Origin of the sequence: Rhodococcus maanshanensis NBRC 100610, assembly GCF_001894865.1 — a bacterium.
GTDB lineage: Bacteria > Actinomycetota > Actinomycetes > Mycobacteriales > Mycobacteriaceae > Rhodococcus_G > Rhodococcus_G maanshanensis.
Genome location: NZ_BCXA01000022.1, coordinates 40,128 through 55,556 on the forward strand (window position 1 = coordinate 40,128; position 15,429 = coordinate 55,556).

Here is a 15,429-nt window from a genome sequence, read left to right on the forward strand (position 1 = left end):
CCGCTACCCGTGCCGGACCGGGCACCCGCCCCGATAGTCGACTTGGAGCTCCTTGATCCCGTTGATCCACCCGGACCGCAGGCGCCGCGGATCGCCGATCATGCTCAGATCCGGCATGTGGTCCGCGATCGCGTCGAACATGAGCCCCACCTCCATGCGGGCGAGGTTCGCGCCGATGCAGTAATGGGCGCCGGTGCCGCCGAAGCTCAGGTGCGGATTGTCGGCCCTGGTGATGTCGAAGTCCATCGGGTTGCCGAAGACGTCCTCGTCGAAGTTCGCCGACGCGTAGAACATCACCACACGGTCCCCCGCCGCGATCTCCTGGCCGCCGAGCACGGTGTCACTGAGCGCGGTGCGCTGGAAGCCGAGCACCGGTGTCGCCCAACGGATGATCTCGTCGACGGCGGTCGCCGGTCGCTCCCGCTTGTACAGCTCCCACTGGTCCGGATGCTCGAGGAACGCCATGATCCCGTGGGTGATCGCGTTACGCGTCGTCTCGTTGCCCGCGACGGCGAGGATCAGCACGAAGAAGCCGAACTCCTCGGAGGTGAGCGCCTCGCCGTCGACATCCGCCTCGACGAGCGTGGTCAGCAGGTCGCCCGCCGGACACCGCTTGCGCTGCTCCGCCATCTGGTACGCGTACCCCAGCAGCTCCGTCGAGGCGGTGACCGACGCCGCCGCGAACTCCGGGTCGTCGTAGCCCATCATCCGGTTCGACCAGTCGAAGATCTTGCCGCGATCGTCCTGCGGAACGCCGATCAACTCGGCGATGGCCTGCAGTGGGAGTTCGGCGGCCACCTGCGACACGAAATCACCGCTGCCGCCCGCCGCCGCCTGCTTCACGATCGATTCGGCGCGGGCCTTCAACGCCGGGCGCAGATCCGCGATCGACCGCGGGGTGAACGCCCGGGAGATCAGCTTCCTGAGCTTGGTGTGCTCGGGCGCATCCATGTTGAGCAGCAGGGTCCGCAGCATGTCGATCGTCTCGCGCGGTGTGTCATCGGCGAACCTGGGGATCGCCGTGTTCTGCCAGGTGGAGAAGACGGCGCCGTTGCGCGAGACCTCCTTGACATCGGCATGTCGGGTGACGGCCCAGTACCCGCCGTCGCCGAAGCCGCCCTTGTCCGGAGACTGGGGGCTCCACCAGACCGGCGCGGTCCGGCGGAGGTCCGCAAACTCCTCGGCCGGTAGCCGGTCCTCGTACACTGCCGGATCGGTGAGGTCGAAACCGTCGGGGATGTTCGGTGTTGGCACTGCGATCTCCTCGTCCTCGGGTGAGTGTCCAGACGAGCGTCACATGGCGAAAAGGGTTCGTGCTTGGCAGATTTCGCCAACCTCGAGACCGCAATTTGTGTGACCCGCACACCGGGATCCCGGTCACCGGCCGAAGGTGTCGAAGCACTCCAGCGCCAGCTCCAGCGGCAGGCGATTCGTCGCAAGATCCCGGCCGAGGACCTCCTCCACCCGCTGGATCCGGTATCGAACGGTGTTCTTGTGCACACCAAGCCGCCGCGCTGCGGCCTCGTGGCTCCCCCAGCAGGCCAGGACGGCCCGAACGGTGTCCCGCAGGCGTTCGGAGGCGGCGTCGTCCCCCAGCATCCCCCTCAACTCACGCTCGACGAGCGCGGACCGCGCGGCGGGATCCTGCGAGGCCAGGGACACGACCTCGACGTCGCGGTAACGGGTGAGCGTGCGGCGTTGCCTGCCGTTCTCGGCGATCGACCGGGCGGCCTGCGCCTCGCGGTGGCTGCTGCGGAACCCGTCGATCCCGACGCCGGGGCCACCCACCGCGATCCGGACCCCGGCCGGGACCAGCGCGGCGTGCTGCGGATCGGTACCGAGCCGATCCCCGTCGACCATCCAGGCCCACAGGCCCCTGGCACCGGACGGTACGCAGAGCACGTCGGTGGCGGACACCGCCCTGGCCAGCCGCAGAACGATCGGCTCCAGGTCGGCGACGGGGTCGAATCCCGGCGCGGGATCCTCCGCCCACACGGTGAGGGCGGAATGCGACCGGTGCAGCGGGTACGCCATCCGCGCGGACGCGTGGGCGACGTCGACGGTGGTGCCGTCCAGGATGTCCCGAACCGTGCCGATGCGCTGCGAGAACGCGCCGCGCAACAGGCTCTCCCGCTCGCGGGTGTAGGTCGTGTTGAGCTCCTCGAGCAACGTGTTCATCAACTCACTGGTCTGCTCCCACATCATCGTCATCAGCGCCACCGTGAAGTCGTTCGGAAGGTCCTCCTGGGCGATGAACTCGGTGGCGAACCCGAGCACGGCCCGGTGGCAGGCATGGTCGAACTGGGACAGCACCCGGAGGTCGAGTCCGCGGCGGGCGATGGTCCTGGCGAGCGCATGGGACTCACCGGACACCGTCACCGCAGGGCGGGCGCCGTCGACCGGGATCTCGGTACCGAGAAAGACCCGGAACTGGCTCCTGATCGCGGCCTTGAGGTCGCGTTGCAGTTCCGCGTCCGCCGCCAGCTCGGGGACGTCCGCGCAGATCGACGAGTCGAGCCGGTCGATGAACCCTTCGAAATCGGCGCGACTGAACGTCGAGCTCACGTACTCCCGCATCCACCGAGCTGCTGACCCCGGACTGGTAGTCGACCCCATGTGGACATTGTGTGCAGATCGCACAATGTCACGACACCGTATGGCACGAATGCCCAAACAGAGGCGAATGAACTGTGCGAATCGCACATACCGGCCGACCACCGCCCCGCCGGCGCGGGCCCCGGCGTCGACAGGAGCGCGCGACCGGCGCGGGCTAGGGTCGAGTCATGGCACACACGGAGAGCCCGGCCATCGCGGTGTGGCCGGGCAGCGCCTATCCGCTCGGCGCGACCTACGACGGCGCGGGGACAAATTTCTCGCTGTTCTCCGAGGTGGCCGACGCGGTCGAGCTCTGCCTGATCGCCAAGGACGGCACCGAGACCCGGGTGCCGCTCGAGGAGGTCGACGGCTTCGTCTGGCATGCGTACCTGCCGGCGATCGCACCCGGTCAGCGCTACGGATTCCGAGTGCACGGCCCGCACGACCCGGACGCCGGGCAGCGCTGCGACCCGAGCAAGTTGCTGCTTGACCCGTACGGCAAGGCCTTCGACGGCGGATTCGATGCCGATCCCGCGGTCCACACGTTCGGCTCGGACTCGCTCGGACACACCATGACCACCGTGGTGATCAACCCCTTCTTCGACTGGGCGTCCGATCGTGCGCCCCGGCGGCCGTACCACGACACGCTGATCTACGAGGCGCACGTCAAGGGGATGACGGCCACCCATCCCGCTGTGCCGGAGGAGCTTCGGGGCACCTACGCAGGCCTCGCGCATCCCGCGATCATCGACCACCTGCGCGGCCTCGGGGTCACCGCGATCGAGTTGATGCCCGTGCACCAGTTCATGCACGACCAGACCCTGCTCGACCTCGGACTGCGGAACTACTGGGGCTACAACACCTTCGGATTCCTGGCCCCGCACGCCGACTACGCCGCATCCACCAAGGCGGGCGGTGCGGTCACCGAGTTCAAGGCGATGGTGCGGGCGCACCACGAGGCGGACATCGAGGTGATCCTCGACGTGGTCTACAACCACACCGCCGAGGGCAACCACCTGGGCCCGACGATCAACTTCCGCGGGATCGACAACGCCGCGTACTACCGCCTCGTCGAGGGCGACCTCGCGCACTACATGGACTACACGGGCACAGGCAACAGCCTCAATGCCCGGCACCCGCACACGTTGCAGCTGATCATGGATTCGTTGCGGTACTGGGTGACCGAGATGCACGTGGACGGATTCCGCTTCGATCTAGCGTCCACGCTCGCCCGCGAATTGCATGACGTGGACCGGCTGTCCGCGTTCTTCGACCTGGTGCAACAGGACCCGATCGTCAGCCAGGTCAAGCTGATCGCCGAGCCGTGGGATGTCGGCGAGGGCGGCTACCAGGTGGGCAACTTCCCCGGACTGTGGACCGAGTGGAACGGCAAGTACCGCGACACCGTCCGTGACTACTGGCGGGGCGAACCGTCGACGCTCGGCGAGTTCGCCTCCCGCCTGACCGGGTCGTCCGACCTGTACGAGGCCACCGGGCGCAGGCCGAGCGCCAGCATCAACTTCGTCACCGCACACGACGGCTTCACCCTCGCGGACCTGGTGTCCTACAACGAGAAGCACAACCAGGCGAACGGCGAGGACAACAAGGACGGCGAGAGCCACAACCGATCATGGAACTGCGGGGTGGAGGGCCCGACCGACGACCCCGAGGTCCTCGCGCTGCGGGCCCGTCAGCAGCGCAACCTGCTGGCCACCCTGATGCTCAGCCAGGGCACCCCGATGCTCGCGCACGGCGACGAGATGGGCCGGACCCAGCACGGCAACAACAATGTGTACTGCCAGGATTCACCGCTCGCCTGGATGGACTGGTCGCTGGCCGAGACGAACGCGGACCTTGTCGAGTTCACCCGCAACGTGATCGCGCTGCGGGCCGCACATCCCGTGTTCCGCCGCAGGCGGTTCCTCGAGGGCGGCCCGATCCGGTCCGGGGAGCAGATCCGCGACATCGCCTGGCTGACACCGGCGGGCGAGGAGATGACCGCGGATGATTGGGGCAGCGGGTTCGGCCGGTCGCTGGCGGTGTACCTCGACGGCGAGGGCATCCAGGAACCCGACCAGCGCGGCAGGCGCGTGGTGGACGACTCGTTCCTGTTGTGCTTCAACGCCCATGACGAGGCGCTCGAGTTCACCGTCCCCGACGACGGCGACGGCGCACACTGGGCGGTCGCGCTCGACACAGCCACCGGCACCGGCCTCGTGGACGCGGTGGTCGGCGGCGGCGGGACGATGAAGGTGGCGCCGCGCTCGGTCGTCGTGCTGCGCTCGGTCCCGTGACCGGGCCCGCGGTCACCGCGACGTACCGGCTGCAGCTGCGCGGGGACGCGTTCACCCTCGCCGATGCCAGGGAGTTGGCGGACTACCTCGACGATCTCGGCGTCTCCCACCTGTACCTGTCCCCCGTCCTGACCGCGGCGACGGGGTCGACCCACGGCTACGACGTCACCGATCCGACCTCCGTGTCGCCCGCGCTCGGCGGCCGGGAGTCCTTGGCGGCGTTGGCGTCCGAGCTGCGCGGACGCGGCATGGGGCTGATCGTGGACCTGGTCCCCAACCACGTCGGCGTCGCCGACCCGAGGCAGAACCGCTGGTGGTGGGACGTGCTGAAGCACGGCCACGGGTCCGCGTACTCGTCGTACTTCGACATCGATTGGGCCAAGGGACGATTCGCGGTGCCTGCGCTCGGCGACGACGAAGCGCTCACGATCGACCGGGCCGGCCAGGAGCCGATGCTCGCCTACTACGACCACCGATACCCGATCGCCCCCGGCACCGACGGCGGCGATGCGGCGGCAGTGCACTCGCGGCAGGCGTACGAGCTGGTCGACTGGCGCAGCGGCCGCGTCGGCTACCGGCGCTTCTTCACCGTCAACGAGCTGGCCGCTCTCCGCCAGGAGGACCCCGCGGTGTTCGAGGCGAGCCACCGCGAGGTCCGGACCTGGGTGTCGGACGGCCTCGCCGACGGGGTGCGCATCGATCACCCGGACGGACTCACGGACCCGACGGGCTACCTGCGACGGCTGCGCGAGCTGCTCGGACCGGACCGGTGGCTGGTGGTCGAGAAGATCCTGGCCCCAGGCGAACCGCTCGACCCCGCGCTCCCGGTGGACGGCACCACCGGCTACGACGCGCTCGGCGAGCTGACCGGGGTGTTCCTCGACCCGGCGGGCGAACGGGAGCTGACGGACCTGCACCTGCTGCGCACCGGCGACCGCGGCGACGCCGAATCGCTGCGGCGGTCCGAGCGCGCACTCAAGCGCGAGGTGCTGCGCGGCGGTCTGGCCCCGGAGGTCCGCCGGTTGGTCGGCGCGGTCCGGCGCGACGCCCCTTCGGACGTCGACCCGGATGCACTGACCTCGGCCGTGGCGGAGACCGTCGCGCTGATCCCGTACTACCGCACCGACTACGGCCCGACGTCCGGTGCGCTCGGCGAGGCGATCGGCGTCGTGTCCGGGGAGCATCCGGAGCTCGCCGGGGCGCTGTCGGCGCTGTCCGCGGCGGTACTCGCGGAGGGCGAGGCGGCGGCGCGGCTGCAGCAGGTGTGCGGCGCCGCGATGGCCAAGGCCGTCGAGGACCGCCTGTTCTACCGGACCGCACGGTTGATCTGCCTGCAGGAGGTGGGCGGCGACCCGGGCCGGTTCGGCATCTCGGTGGCGCAGTTCCACCTCGCGCAGGCCAGGCGGGCGCGGGACTGGCCGGCCGCGATGACGACGCTGTCCACCCACGACACCAAGCGCGGCGAGGACGTGCGGGCCCGGATCGGCGTGCTGTCGCAGGCGGCGGGGCTGTGGTCCCGCTCGGTACGCGCCTGGGAGGAGCTCGCCCCGAGCCCGGACCCCGCCACCGGACTGTTCCTGTGGCAGACGATGTTCGGGGTGTGGCCGGTCGTCGGCGTCCCGGACTCAACGGTGCGCGAGCGACTGCACGCGTACGCGACGAAGGCCGCCCGGGAATCCGGTGTCCAGACGTCTTGGGAACGCGTGGATGCGGCCTTCGAGTCACGGGTGCACGCATGGATCGACGAGGTGATCGATGGTCCGGTCGCGGCATCGATGTCGGATCTCGTCCGGATCCTCGCGCCGCACGGCCGGATCGACTCGCTCGGGCAGAAGCTGCTGCAGTTGGCCGGGCCGGGCATCCCGGACGTGTATCAGGGCACCGAGTTGTGGGAGGACTCGCTGGTGGACCCGGACAACCGGCGCCCGGTGGACTTCGGCGTACGGCGCCGGCTGGCGGCCGACCCGCGGCCGGTGTCGGCCGTCGACGCGGTCGCGAAGCTGCTGGTGACACGGGCGGCGCTGCGACTGCGCCGCGAACGCCCGTCGAGCTTCGTCGGCGGCACCTACTCGCCGGTCACCGCCGAGGGTGCGGCCGCCTCCCACCTGGTCGGGTTCCTGCGCGGCGAGGATGTGATCGCGGTGGCCACCCGACACAGCTTCACGCTGTCCGAGCACGGGTGGCACGGAACCTCGGTCGCGCTGCCTCCCGGCGCCTGGACCGACCGACTGAACGGCCACGTGTTCACCGGCAGGGTTCCCGCCGAGGAGCTGTTCGGCCGACTACCGGTCACACTGCTCGCCCGCGCCTGACCAGCGCTCCGTCCACTGACCGAGACGATCCGACGCACGATGACGGAATTTCACCTACCGTGATCTGTAACACGTTCACACCGCAGCGGGAGGCTTACAAGCAATGGGGAATCGGTTCGAGGGCAAGGTCGCATTCATCACCGGCGCAGCGCGCGGGCAGGGCCGGGCGGAGGCCGTGAAGTTCGCCTCGGAGGGTGCGGACATCATCGCCCTCGACGCGTGCAAGAAGTTCAACTCCACCCCGTACGAGGGCGCCACCGAGGAGGACCTGGCGGAAACCGTCCGTCTCGTCGAGGAGCAGGGCCGCAAGATCGTCGCCACCAAGGCCGACGTGCGCGACTTCGCCGCGGTCACCGCGGCGCTCGATGCGGGCATCGAGGCGTTCGGCCGACTCGACGCCGTGGTCGCGAACGCCGGCATCTGTTCGGCGGCCCTGTCCTGGGAGATCACCCCCGAGCAGTGGCAGGAGACCATCGACGTCAACCTCACCGGCGCGTTCTACACGTGCAAGGCCGCGATCCCGAAGCTGATCGAGCAGGGCGAGGGCGGCTCCATCGTCCTCACCAGCTCGGTGTCGAGCCTCAAGGGCGCCCCGTTCTTCGGTCACTATGTCGCCAGCAAGGCCGGCATGGCGGGGCTGACCCGGACCATGGCCAACGAGCTGGGCATGCACCGGATCCGGGTCAACAGCGTGCACCCGTACGGCGTCGCCACCGGCATGGTGATGAGCGATGTCCTGCCGCTGATGGAGCGCTTCGCCGACACCCTCGCGCCCGCCTTCATGGCCTCGATCCCGGACGGGTTCAGCACGGCCGAGGACGTGGCCAACGTGGTGGCGTTCCTGTCCTCCGACGAGGCGCACCACATCACCGGCATCAACATGCCGATCGACCTGGGCAACGCCGCGCGCTGACCCCTCTCCACGCAACCGCCGGCCGAGATCACTCGGCCGGCGGTCTGTCGTTGCGGCCGCTGCCGACACCTGCCACTGAAACGACGTCCGGTTTCGTGTCGGACCCCCGGCGTACCATCGCATGTATGTTCGAGACCGGTGGTGGGGTCGGGGTCGGCGAGGTGAGGTCCGTCGTCGAGGCGGAGGTCGCCTCACTGCTGGCCGATGTCGCCGCTCTCGACGACGTGACCGTGTCCTGTCGGGCGGAGAATCGGTTCGCGGCGCGGAAGGTGTTGGCGGCGGGCCGGTTCTGGGAATCGTGGATCGAACGCGATGCGCGGTTGGGGTCGGGCGACATCGTCGACTGCGGCAACAATGCGATCGCCGAGCTGGCGGTCCGGATGGGCTGCTCGAAGACCGTGGCCGAGTCCTACGCGTCGTTGGGCATGGACCTGCGGCTGCGACTTCCCGCGGTGCGGGCCGCGTTCGAATCGGGCGAGCTGGACCTGCCCCGGGTGCGGGCGATCAGTCGCGAGACGACGGGGCTGAAGCCGGAGACGGTGGCCGCGTTGGAGCCGGGGATCGTGGCGGCCGCACGGCAACTGACGCCGGGACCGTTGGCCGGGGAAATCGGCCGGCTGGTCTCGGAGTTCTCGGCGCAGGAGGCGGCCGCGCAACGAAACACCGCGCAGGAGTTGGGGCGCCGGATCGTCAAGCGAGCCCGGGGGAACACCTCCACGATCGAGGTCACGGTGTCCCCGGAGGAGGCCGAGCAGGTGATGCAATTGGTCGCCGAGTTCGCGGCCAAGGTGTGCCCGTACGACAAGCGCGGTAAGCAGTGCCGGCTGGTGGATTCGGTGCTGGCGATCATGCACGGCGAGCCCTACCTGCAGTGTAGTTGCGGGCGTGAGGACTGCACCCAGGTCGGACGAACCGCCCTGCCTGGTCGGCGGGCGCCGCTGACGCAGGTCACCATAGATGTCGCGACGCTGCTCGGGTTGCTGTCGAAGCCCGCGTACCTGCATGGCCACGGGCTGATCGATCCGGAGCTGGCACGCACACTGGCCGCGGACGGGACGTGGCAGGCACTGCTCACCGAGGCACTGAACCTGGCCGAGGAGCTCGGGCTGGTCACTCACGGCGAGGGCGCCAATCCCGGCGCAGCCGAATCCGTCACGGCCACCGGCCCACCCGGTGACGTTGAGTCGAAATCAGATACCGACAACACCGCCGACCCCGAGACACCACCCCCATCGCCATCGGTACCGCCGCGGTTCTGCCTGCGCTCGTTCCTCGCCCGTGGCAGCCGCCGAAAAGCCGGGTACGTCCCCGAATTCGCGACGCCGGCTCCACCGCGACCGCGCACGGCATCACCACCGCCCCCGACCAGTATCGGCACCATGGCCGAGGCGATCGCTGCCGCCATACACGCTGATCCGACCCTTGCCAGACACGAACACCCCGACGGACACGGCGGCCTTGCCGCCCCACCCGACGGCGCCCTCACCTACCGCCCCGACGCCGCCACCACCGCACTCGTCCACGCCCGCGACGGACACTGCCGATTCCCCGGCTGCACCCGACCCGCCGCCGGATGCCAACTCGACCACATCATCGAATACCGCGCCCACGACCCCATCGCCGGCGGCTGGACTATCGCCACCAACCTGCAATGCCTCTGCCAGTACCACCACCAACTCAAAACCCTCGGCCTCTGGACCGTCACCGCGCTGCCCGGCCACACCCTGCGCTGGACCTCCAGCACCGGCACCACCGCGATCACCCTCCCCGCAGGCGCCCACGGCAGCCACACCCTCCACGCCCCCACCTCACGCATCACCGGCCGCCGCGGCCACACCCCACCACCGCCGCAGGCGACACCGCCGGACCCGCCACCGTTCTGAATCCGACACGTCGCCACACCGACTGCACCGCGCCGTCCATTGCGGCATGCTGGGGCAATGACTTCCGCGCATCGATTCGAGGTCTGGGCACCGATCCCGCAGAAAGTTCAGCTGCATCTCGACGGGGAGCTGCATCCGATGTCGCGGGACGAAGACGGCTGGTGGCGCGCCGCGGTCCCCGCGAACCACGACAGCCGCTACGGCTTCGTCCTGGACGACGATCCCACCGTGTTGCCCGACCCACGCTCGCCGCGCCAACCCGACGGCGTGCACGCGCCCTCGCAACTGCACGAGGTGGACCCCGACGCCTGGACGGACCGCGACTGGACCGGACGCAGGCTCGCGGGCAGCGTCGCATACGAACTGCATATCGGAACCTTCACCCCCGAGGGCACCTTCGACGCCGCCATCGCACACCTGGACCACCTCGTGGACCTCGGAATCGGGTTCGTCGAGCTGATGCCGGTGAACGGTTTCAACGGCGAATACAACTGGGGCTACGACGGTGTCCTCTGGTACACCACGCACGAGCCGTACGGCGGGCCCGACGGCCTACAGCGCTTCGTCGACGCCTGCCACCGCCGCGGCCTCGGGGTGATCCTCGACGTCGTCTACAACCATCTCGGCCCGTCCGGCAACTACCTCGACCGATACGGGCCGTACCTCGCGGACACCGAGAACCCGTGGGGCGCAGCGGTCAACATCGCGGGCCCGTCCTCGGGCGAGGTGCGCCGTTACATCATCGACAACGCGCTGCGCTGGCTGCGCGAGTTCCACATCGACGGACTGCGCCTCGACGCCGTGCACGCGCTGGTCGATCTGACCGCCACCCACCTCCTCGAAGACCTGGCCGTCGAAACCGAGACGCTGTCAACGCATCTGCGCAGGCCACTGACCCTGATCGCCGAGAGCGACCTCAACGATCCCGCCCTCATCGCGCCCCGGTCCGCGGGCGGCCACGGACTCGACGCGCAGTGGAACGACGACATCCACCATGCAGTGCACGCCGCGGTGTCCGGCGAACGGCAGGGGTACTACGGCGATTTCGGCTCGCTCCAGTGCCTCGCCACCACCCTGCGTCAGGGCTTCTTCCACGCGGGGACCTATTCGACTTTCCGGGGCCGCACCCACGGCCGGCCGCTCGACGTCCGGCTGACGCCCGCCAGCTCACTGCTCGCGTACACCTGCACCCACGACCAGGTGGGCAACCGCGCGACAGGTGATCGTCCTGGGCACTATCTGAACCAGGGCCAGCTGGCTGTTCGGGCGGCACTGGTGCTCGGCTCGCCCTACACGCCGATGCTGTTCATGGGCGAGGAATGGGGGGCCGGCACGCCCTTCCAGTTCTTCACATCCCATCCCGAACCAGAGCTCGCGGAGGCCACCGCGTCCGGCCGCAAACGCGAGTTCGCCGAGCACGGCTGGGCGGGCGACGCCATCCCCGACCCACAGGACCCGCAGACCTTCCTGCAGTCCAAGCTGGACTGGGACGAGATCGCCGCGCCCGAGCATCGGCGGCTTCTGGAGTGCTATCGCGGCCTGATCGCGTTGCGGGCCGCTCGATCCGACCTGACCGATCCGTGGCTCGAGCACCTGGTCGTCGACTACGACGAGGACGATCGGTGGATCGTGCTGCACCGCGGCAGCATTCGGGTCGCCTGCAACCTCGGCCCGGACCCGGTGACCCTCCCGGTCGGCGGCCACCCCCTGCTGTGGTGGGAGCCGCCGACCCAGGACGCCACCGGGTCGGCGACCGTCGTCCCCGGCCATTCGTTCGCGATCCTCGACGCGGGGATCACCGACTAGCGCGAGCGCATCATCCGGTACACCAGCACCGCATTGGCGAGCAGGATGATCGCGGTGGCCGCCGCCGCCACGTGCATGCCGCTGACGAAGGACAGGTGCGCGGAATCGAGCAGCTGCGCGCCGATCGCATCCGGTGCGGCCTTGGCCACGCCCACCGCGCCGCCAAGGGTTTCCTGTGCGGAGTGAGCGGCGTCCGCGCCGAGAGCCGACACATCGAGCCCCTTGCGGAAGATGGCCAGCACCACGCTGCCCAGGACCGCAACGCCCAGCGCGACACCGAGCTCGTACGCCGTCTCGGACACCGCCGACGCGGCACCCGCCCGCTCCGGCTCCACGGCGCCGACAACCAGGTCGGAGGTCAGCGTCAGCGCGATGCCGACACCCGAGCCGATCAGCATGAACGCGGCGATGAACAGTCCCGCGCCGCCGTCGGCGTGCAGCCACAGCATGGCCGCCGCACCGATCGAAGAGACCGCAAGGCCGATGCTGAGCACCACGCCCGGCTGCCAACGACGGACCAACCAGGCGGCCGTCAGCGAGAAGAGCACGCTCATGGCGGTGCCCGGCAGCATCAGCAGGCCGGCCTGCAGCGGCGTCTTACCCAACACCAACTGCAGGTACTGCGAACCGAAGAACAGCACTCCGGACAGCGCGAACACCGAGAGCAGATTCGTCATCACCGCGGTCGAGAACGCGGGCCGCGCGAACAGGCTCAGGTCGAGCATCGGATCCGGGCGGGTGCGCTGCCGGTGGATGAAGGCCCATCCGGCGGCCGCGCCCACCGCGCCGATGACCGCGAGGGTCACGGTCGGACCGTGCACGACCGACTCCTTGACGGCGTACACCAGCGGAATCATCGCCAGCATCGACAGACCCGCGCTCACCAGGTCGAAGCGGCCCGGGTTCGGGTCCTTCGCCTCCGCGATCACCATCGGACCGACGATGATCAGCACCGCCATCACTGGGATGTTGATGAGGAAGACCGAGCCCCACCAGAAGTGTTCGAGCAGCCAGCCGCCCACCAGCGGGCCTGCCGCGGCGCCGCCACCGGCCATCGCGCCCCACACACCGATCGCGGTGGTCCGCTGATGCGGGTTGACGAAGATGGTGCGGATCAGGCCCAGCGTCGCGGGCATCAGCGTGGCGCCCGAGATGCCCTGCAGCACGCGGGCCGCGATCAGCATCTCCGGGCTCACCGACCAGGCCGCGATCATCGACGCGATGCCGAAGCCGGCGGCGCCGATGAGCAGCAGCCGACGCCTGCCGATCCGGTCGCCGAGGGTACCCATGGTGACGAGCAGTCCGGCGAGCACGAACGAGTAGACGTCGATGATCCACAGCAGCTGCGTGCTGCTCGGCTCGAGGTGCGCGCTGATGGACGGCATCGCCAGGTCCAGGACCGTCGCGTCGACCGAGATCAGCAGGACGGAGAGGGCGAGCACGACAAGACCGACCCAGTCACGGGCGCTCGCCCGCACCTCGGTCGGATCGATCGTCAGGTCCTTGCCCGCGATGACAGACACGATTGACTCCCAATGAGTTGAAAATGAAAATTCGACTGAACCGTCCAGCCGGTACAGTCGCAAACACAGGCTAGCAGCCAACCGTCCAGCCGGTACAGTGATTCCCGTGACAGCGACACGCGACCGCATCCTCGACGCCCTGGAGCGACTACTGCTCGAACGCGGGCTCTCCCAGATCACCCTCGAGGCGGTGGCCGCGGAGGCGGGCGTCTCCAAGGGCGGCCTGCTCTACCATTTCCGCAGCAAGGAGGCCCTGCTCGCGGGCATGGTCCGTCGCCTCGGCGAGCGCTCCGACCAGCAGCTCGCGGAAGCGGACACCTCGGTCTCCGAGTGGTACCTGCAGACGGTGGACGCCAACACCACCAACGAGCTCGCCCTATTCCAGTCCACGATCGCCGCGCTGCGCACGGTGGACGGCAAGCCGGGCGAGATCCAGCAGGCCGTGATCGACATGATGCGGTCCTGGGACGAGGGACTCCGCGCGGAGTTCGACGACCCAGTCCAGGCCGAGATCGTGCGGCTCGTCGGCGACGGCATCTACCTCGCAGCACTCCTGGGCCTGCCCCAGCCCGACCCCGAGCTGTATCGCAAGGTCGTGGACCGGCTACTGGGTCGAGAGAGGGCCGAGTAACCGACGCGTTGCCACGACGATTCACAGAGTTTCGCGAACTCGACAGCGGGTAGTACGAAACCGCCACGAAAAAACCAGACCGGTCGGTACCGTCTCAGCGGATTGCACCTTCATAGACAGGAAGTTCTTCGCATGACGCGTACCAGCCGGCTCCTTGCCGGAACGATGGCGGCCCTCGCGGCGGCCACCTGCTTGACCGTGAGTACAGCCGCGGGTACGGCCGCCGCTGACCCGTCGCCGGCCGCAGGACATGTCGCCTACCCCGGCATGAACATCGACTTCGACAACCAGATCGACTACCCGGGGGAAGCCTGCACACTTGGGGCGCTCGGCACCGACTCCGCCGGCCGAAAGATCGGCATCACCGCCGGGCACTGCAATCCCTGGAACAACGACGCAGTTCCCCCGGAGGGTTTTGGGCCAGTACCGATCAACAAGGGTGCCCCGCGCGGCGTCGAGGTCGCTGGCAACGATCATCCCGTCTACGATCGGCGCCTGCTCGAGGTTTCGAAGTCCGCCGGCATTCCGCCGAATCCGTTGTCCAACCCCTCGATCGGGCAGATCCGGTGGGTGGACCCCCACGTCTGCCAACAGGGCGAGACAGGCCCGGGCGGACTTGGTTGCCTCGCCGGCTATGGCGAAACCAGCGCGAACAGCCGCACCGACTACATGATCATCGAGTTCGATCCGGCGGTCGAGCTGTGGAGCGGGGTGTACAACAAGAACGGCCAGCCCGTTCAGGCACCCGGAGGGGGCCTCTTCAAGGTCAACTCGATCTACAGCGACGCCAGCGGGGCACCGGCCCTGCCGCCGGTGAGTAGTCAGATCGTGACCTTCGGCGCAAAGTCCGACCGCACGCCCAATCCTGGGCCTTTCGGGATGGCAAATGAAGTCGCGCCCAGCGAAGGGTCGGTCCACTCGTACATCGCGCCCGGCATGATCCGAACCAGGGCAGGATCCCAGCCCGGCGACTCCGGCGGACCGGTTATCGCCAGGGGCACCAACAAGTGGGTCGCAATCATCACGGCGACCCCGTATCAGTGGTACCAACCGCCCCAGCACGTGGTCACCTCCGCCAAGAACATCCTCGACGCCATCAACGACCCCAACCGTCCCGGCACCATCGGTAGGGGCTTCACCATCACCAACAACCCCAACAGCTGACACCTCACCGCCGAAAGCCCCGCGATCCGCTCCGGATCGCGCGGCTTTCGCCCATGTCTTCGTTGCGACTTCCGCCTCACCCTAGAGCGCGGGATGTCCCGGGTCAGGTTTCGGCCGAGGATGAAGTCCGGCTGTCGCAGCCACATGACCAGCATCAGCACCGCGCCAAGCAGCAACACACCGAAGCCCATGGCCATTGTCGTGGTCCACGCACTCCCCACCGAGATCAGGTCGTCGACCGCCCGACGATCCCAAGGGATCTCCGGCGAAACCCCTCCACCCAACGAGACCGATCAGTACGCTTCGCG

The 15,429-nt window shown here is 68.9% G+C and carries 10 protein-coding genes; 7 read left to right on the forward strand and 3 right to left on the reverse strand.

Annotated features, from left to right (window positions below):
* Positions 1-3: 3 nt before the first annotated feature.
* The gene (locus RM1_RS12165) at positions 4-1,254 is read right to left on the reverse strand and encodes a cytochrome P450 (protein WP_072751592.1); all 1,251 of its coding nucleotides are present in this window, start codon (positions 1,252-1,254) and stop codon (positions 4-6) included.
* Positions 1,255-1,377: 123 nt separating this feature from the next.
* Positions 1,378-2,616 carry a PucR family transcriptional regulator gene (locus RM1_RS12170; RefSeq protein ID WP_072751593.1) on the reverse strand — a complete coding sequence of 413 codons (1,239 nt, stop codon included), beginning with the start codon at positions 2,614-2,616 and terminating at the stop codon, positions 1,378-1,380.
* A gap of 167 nt (positions 2,617-2,783) precedes the next feature.
* Here RM1_RS12170 and glgX point away from each other — a divergent pair, with 167 nt between their 5' ends.
* From glgX to treZ, 5 genes are all read left to right on the forward strand, one after another.
* Entirely contained in the window at positions 2,784-4,889 is a 2,106-nt protein-coding gene (glgX, locus tag RM1_RS12175) for a glycogen debranching protein GlgX (RefSeq protein WP_072751594.1), read from the forward strand.
* Positions 4,886-7,201 (forward strand): malto-oligosyltrehalose synthase, encoded by a 2,316-nt coding sequence (treY, locus tag RM1_RS12180; RefSeq protein ID WP_072751595.1) that lies wholly within the window; start codon positions 4,886-4,888, stop codon positions 7,199-7,201. The genes glgX and treY overlap by 4 nt, the downstream gene beginning before the upstream one ends.
* Before the next feature lie 103 nt (positions 7,202-7,304).
* On the forward strand, positions 7,305-8,114 hold the full coding sequence (locus RM1_RS12185; protein WP_072751596.1) for a mycofactocin-coupled SDR family oxidoreductase: 810 nt from the start codon (positions 7,305-7,307) through the stop codon (positions 8,112-8,114).
* A 125-nt stretch (positions 8,115-8,239) separates the two neighbouring features.
* On the forward strand, positions 8,240-9,997 hold the full coding sequence (locus RM1_RS12190; protein WP_072751597.1) for an HNH endonuclease signature motif containing protein: 1,758 nt from the start codon (positions 8,240-8,242) through the stop codon (positions 9,995-9,997).
* Positions 9,998-10,054: 57 nt separating this feature from the next.
* Complete coding sequence (gene treZ, locus RM1_RS12195) at positions 10,055-11,803, forward strand: malto-oligosyltrehalose trehalohydrolase (RefSeq protein ID WP_072751598.1); 1,749 nt, start codon at positions 10,055-10,057, stop codon at positions 11,801-11,803.
* On the opposite strand, the gene RM1_RS12200 is transcribed toward treZ, so the two are convergent.
* The gene (locus RM1_RS12200) at positions 11,800-13,326 is read right to left on the reverse strand and encodes an MFS transporter (RefSeq protein WP_245816258.1); all 1,527 of its coding nucleotides are present in this window, start codon (positions 13,324-13,326) and stop codon (positions 11,800-11,802) included. The genes treZ and RM1_RS12200 overlap by 4 nt on opposite strands.
* A 106-nt stretch (positions 13,327-13,432) precedes the next feature.
* Here RM1_RS12200 and RM1_RS12205 point away from each other — a divergent pair, with 106 nt between their 5' ends.
* The gene (locus RM1_RS12205; RefSeq protein ID WP_072751599.1) at positions 13,433-13,957 is read left to right on the forward strand and encodes a TetR/AcrR family transcriptional regulator; all 525 of its coding nucleotides are present in this window, start codon (positions 13,433-13,435) and stop codon (positions 13,955-13,957) included.
* A gap of 267 nt (positions 13,958-14,224) precedes the next feature.
* Positions 14,225-15,121 carry a chymotrypsin family serine protease gene (locus RM1_RS12210; RefSeq protein ID WP_072751600.1) on the forward strand — a complete coding sequence of 299 codons (897 nt, stop codon included), beginning with the start codon at positions 14,225-14,227 and terminating at the stop codon, positions 15,119-15,121.
* The last annotated feature ends 308 nt before the right edge of the window (positions 15,122-15,429 follow it).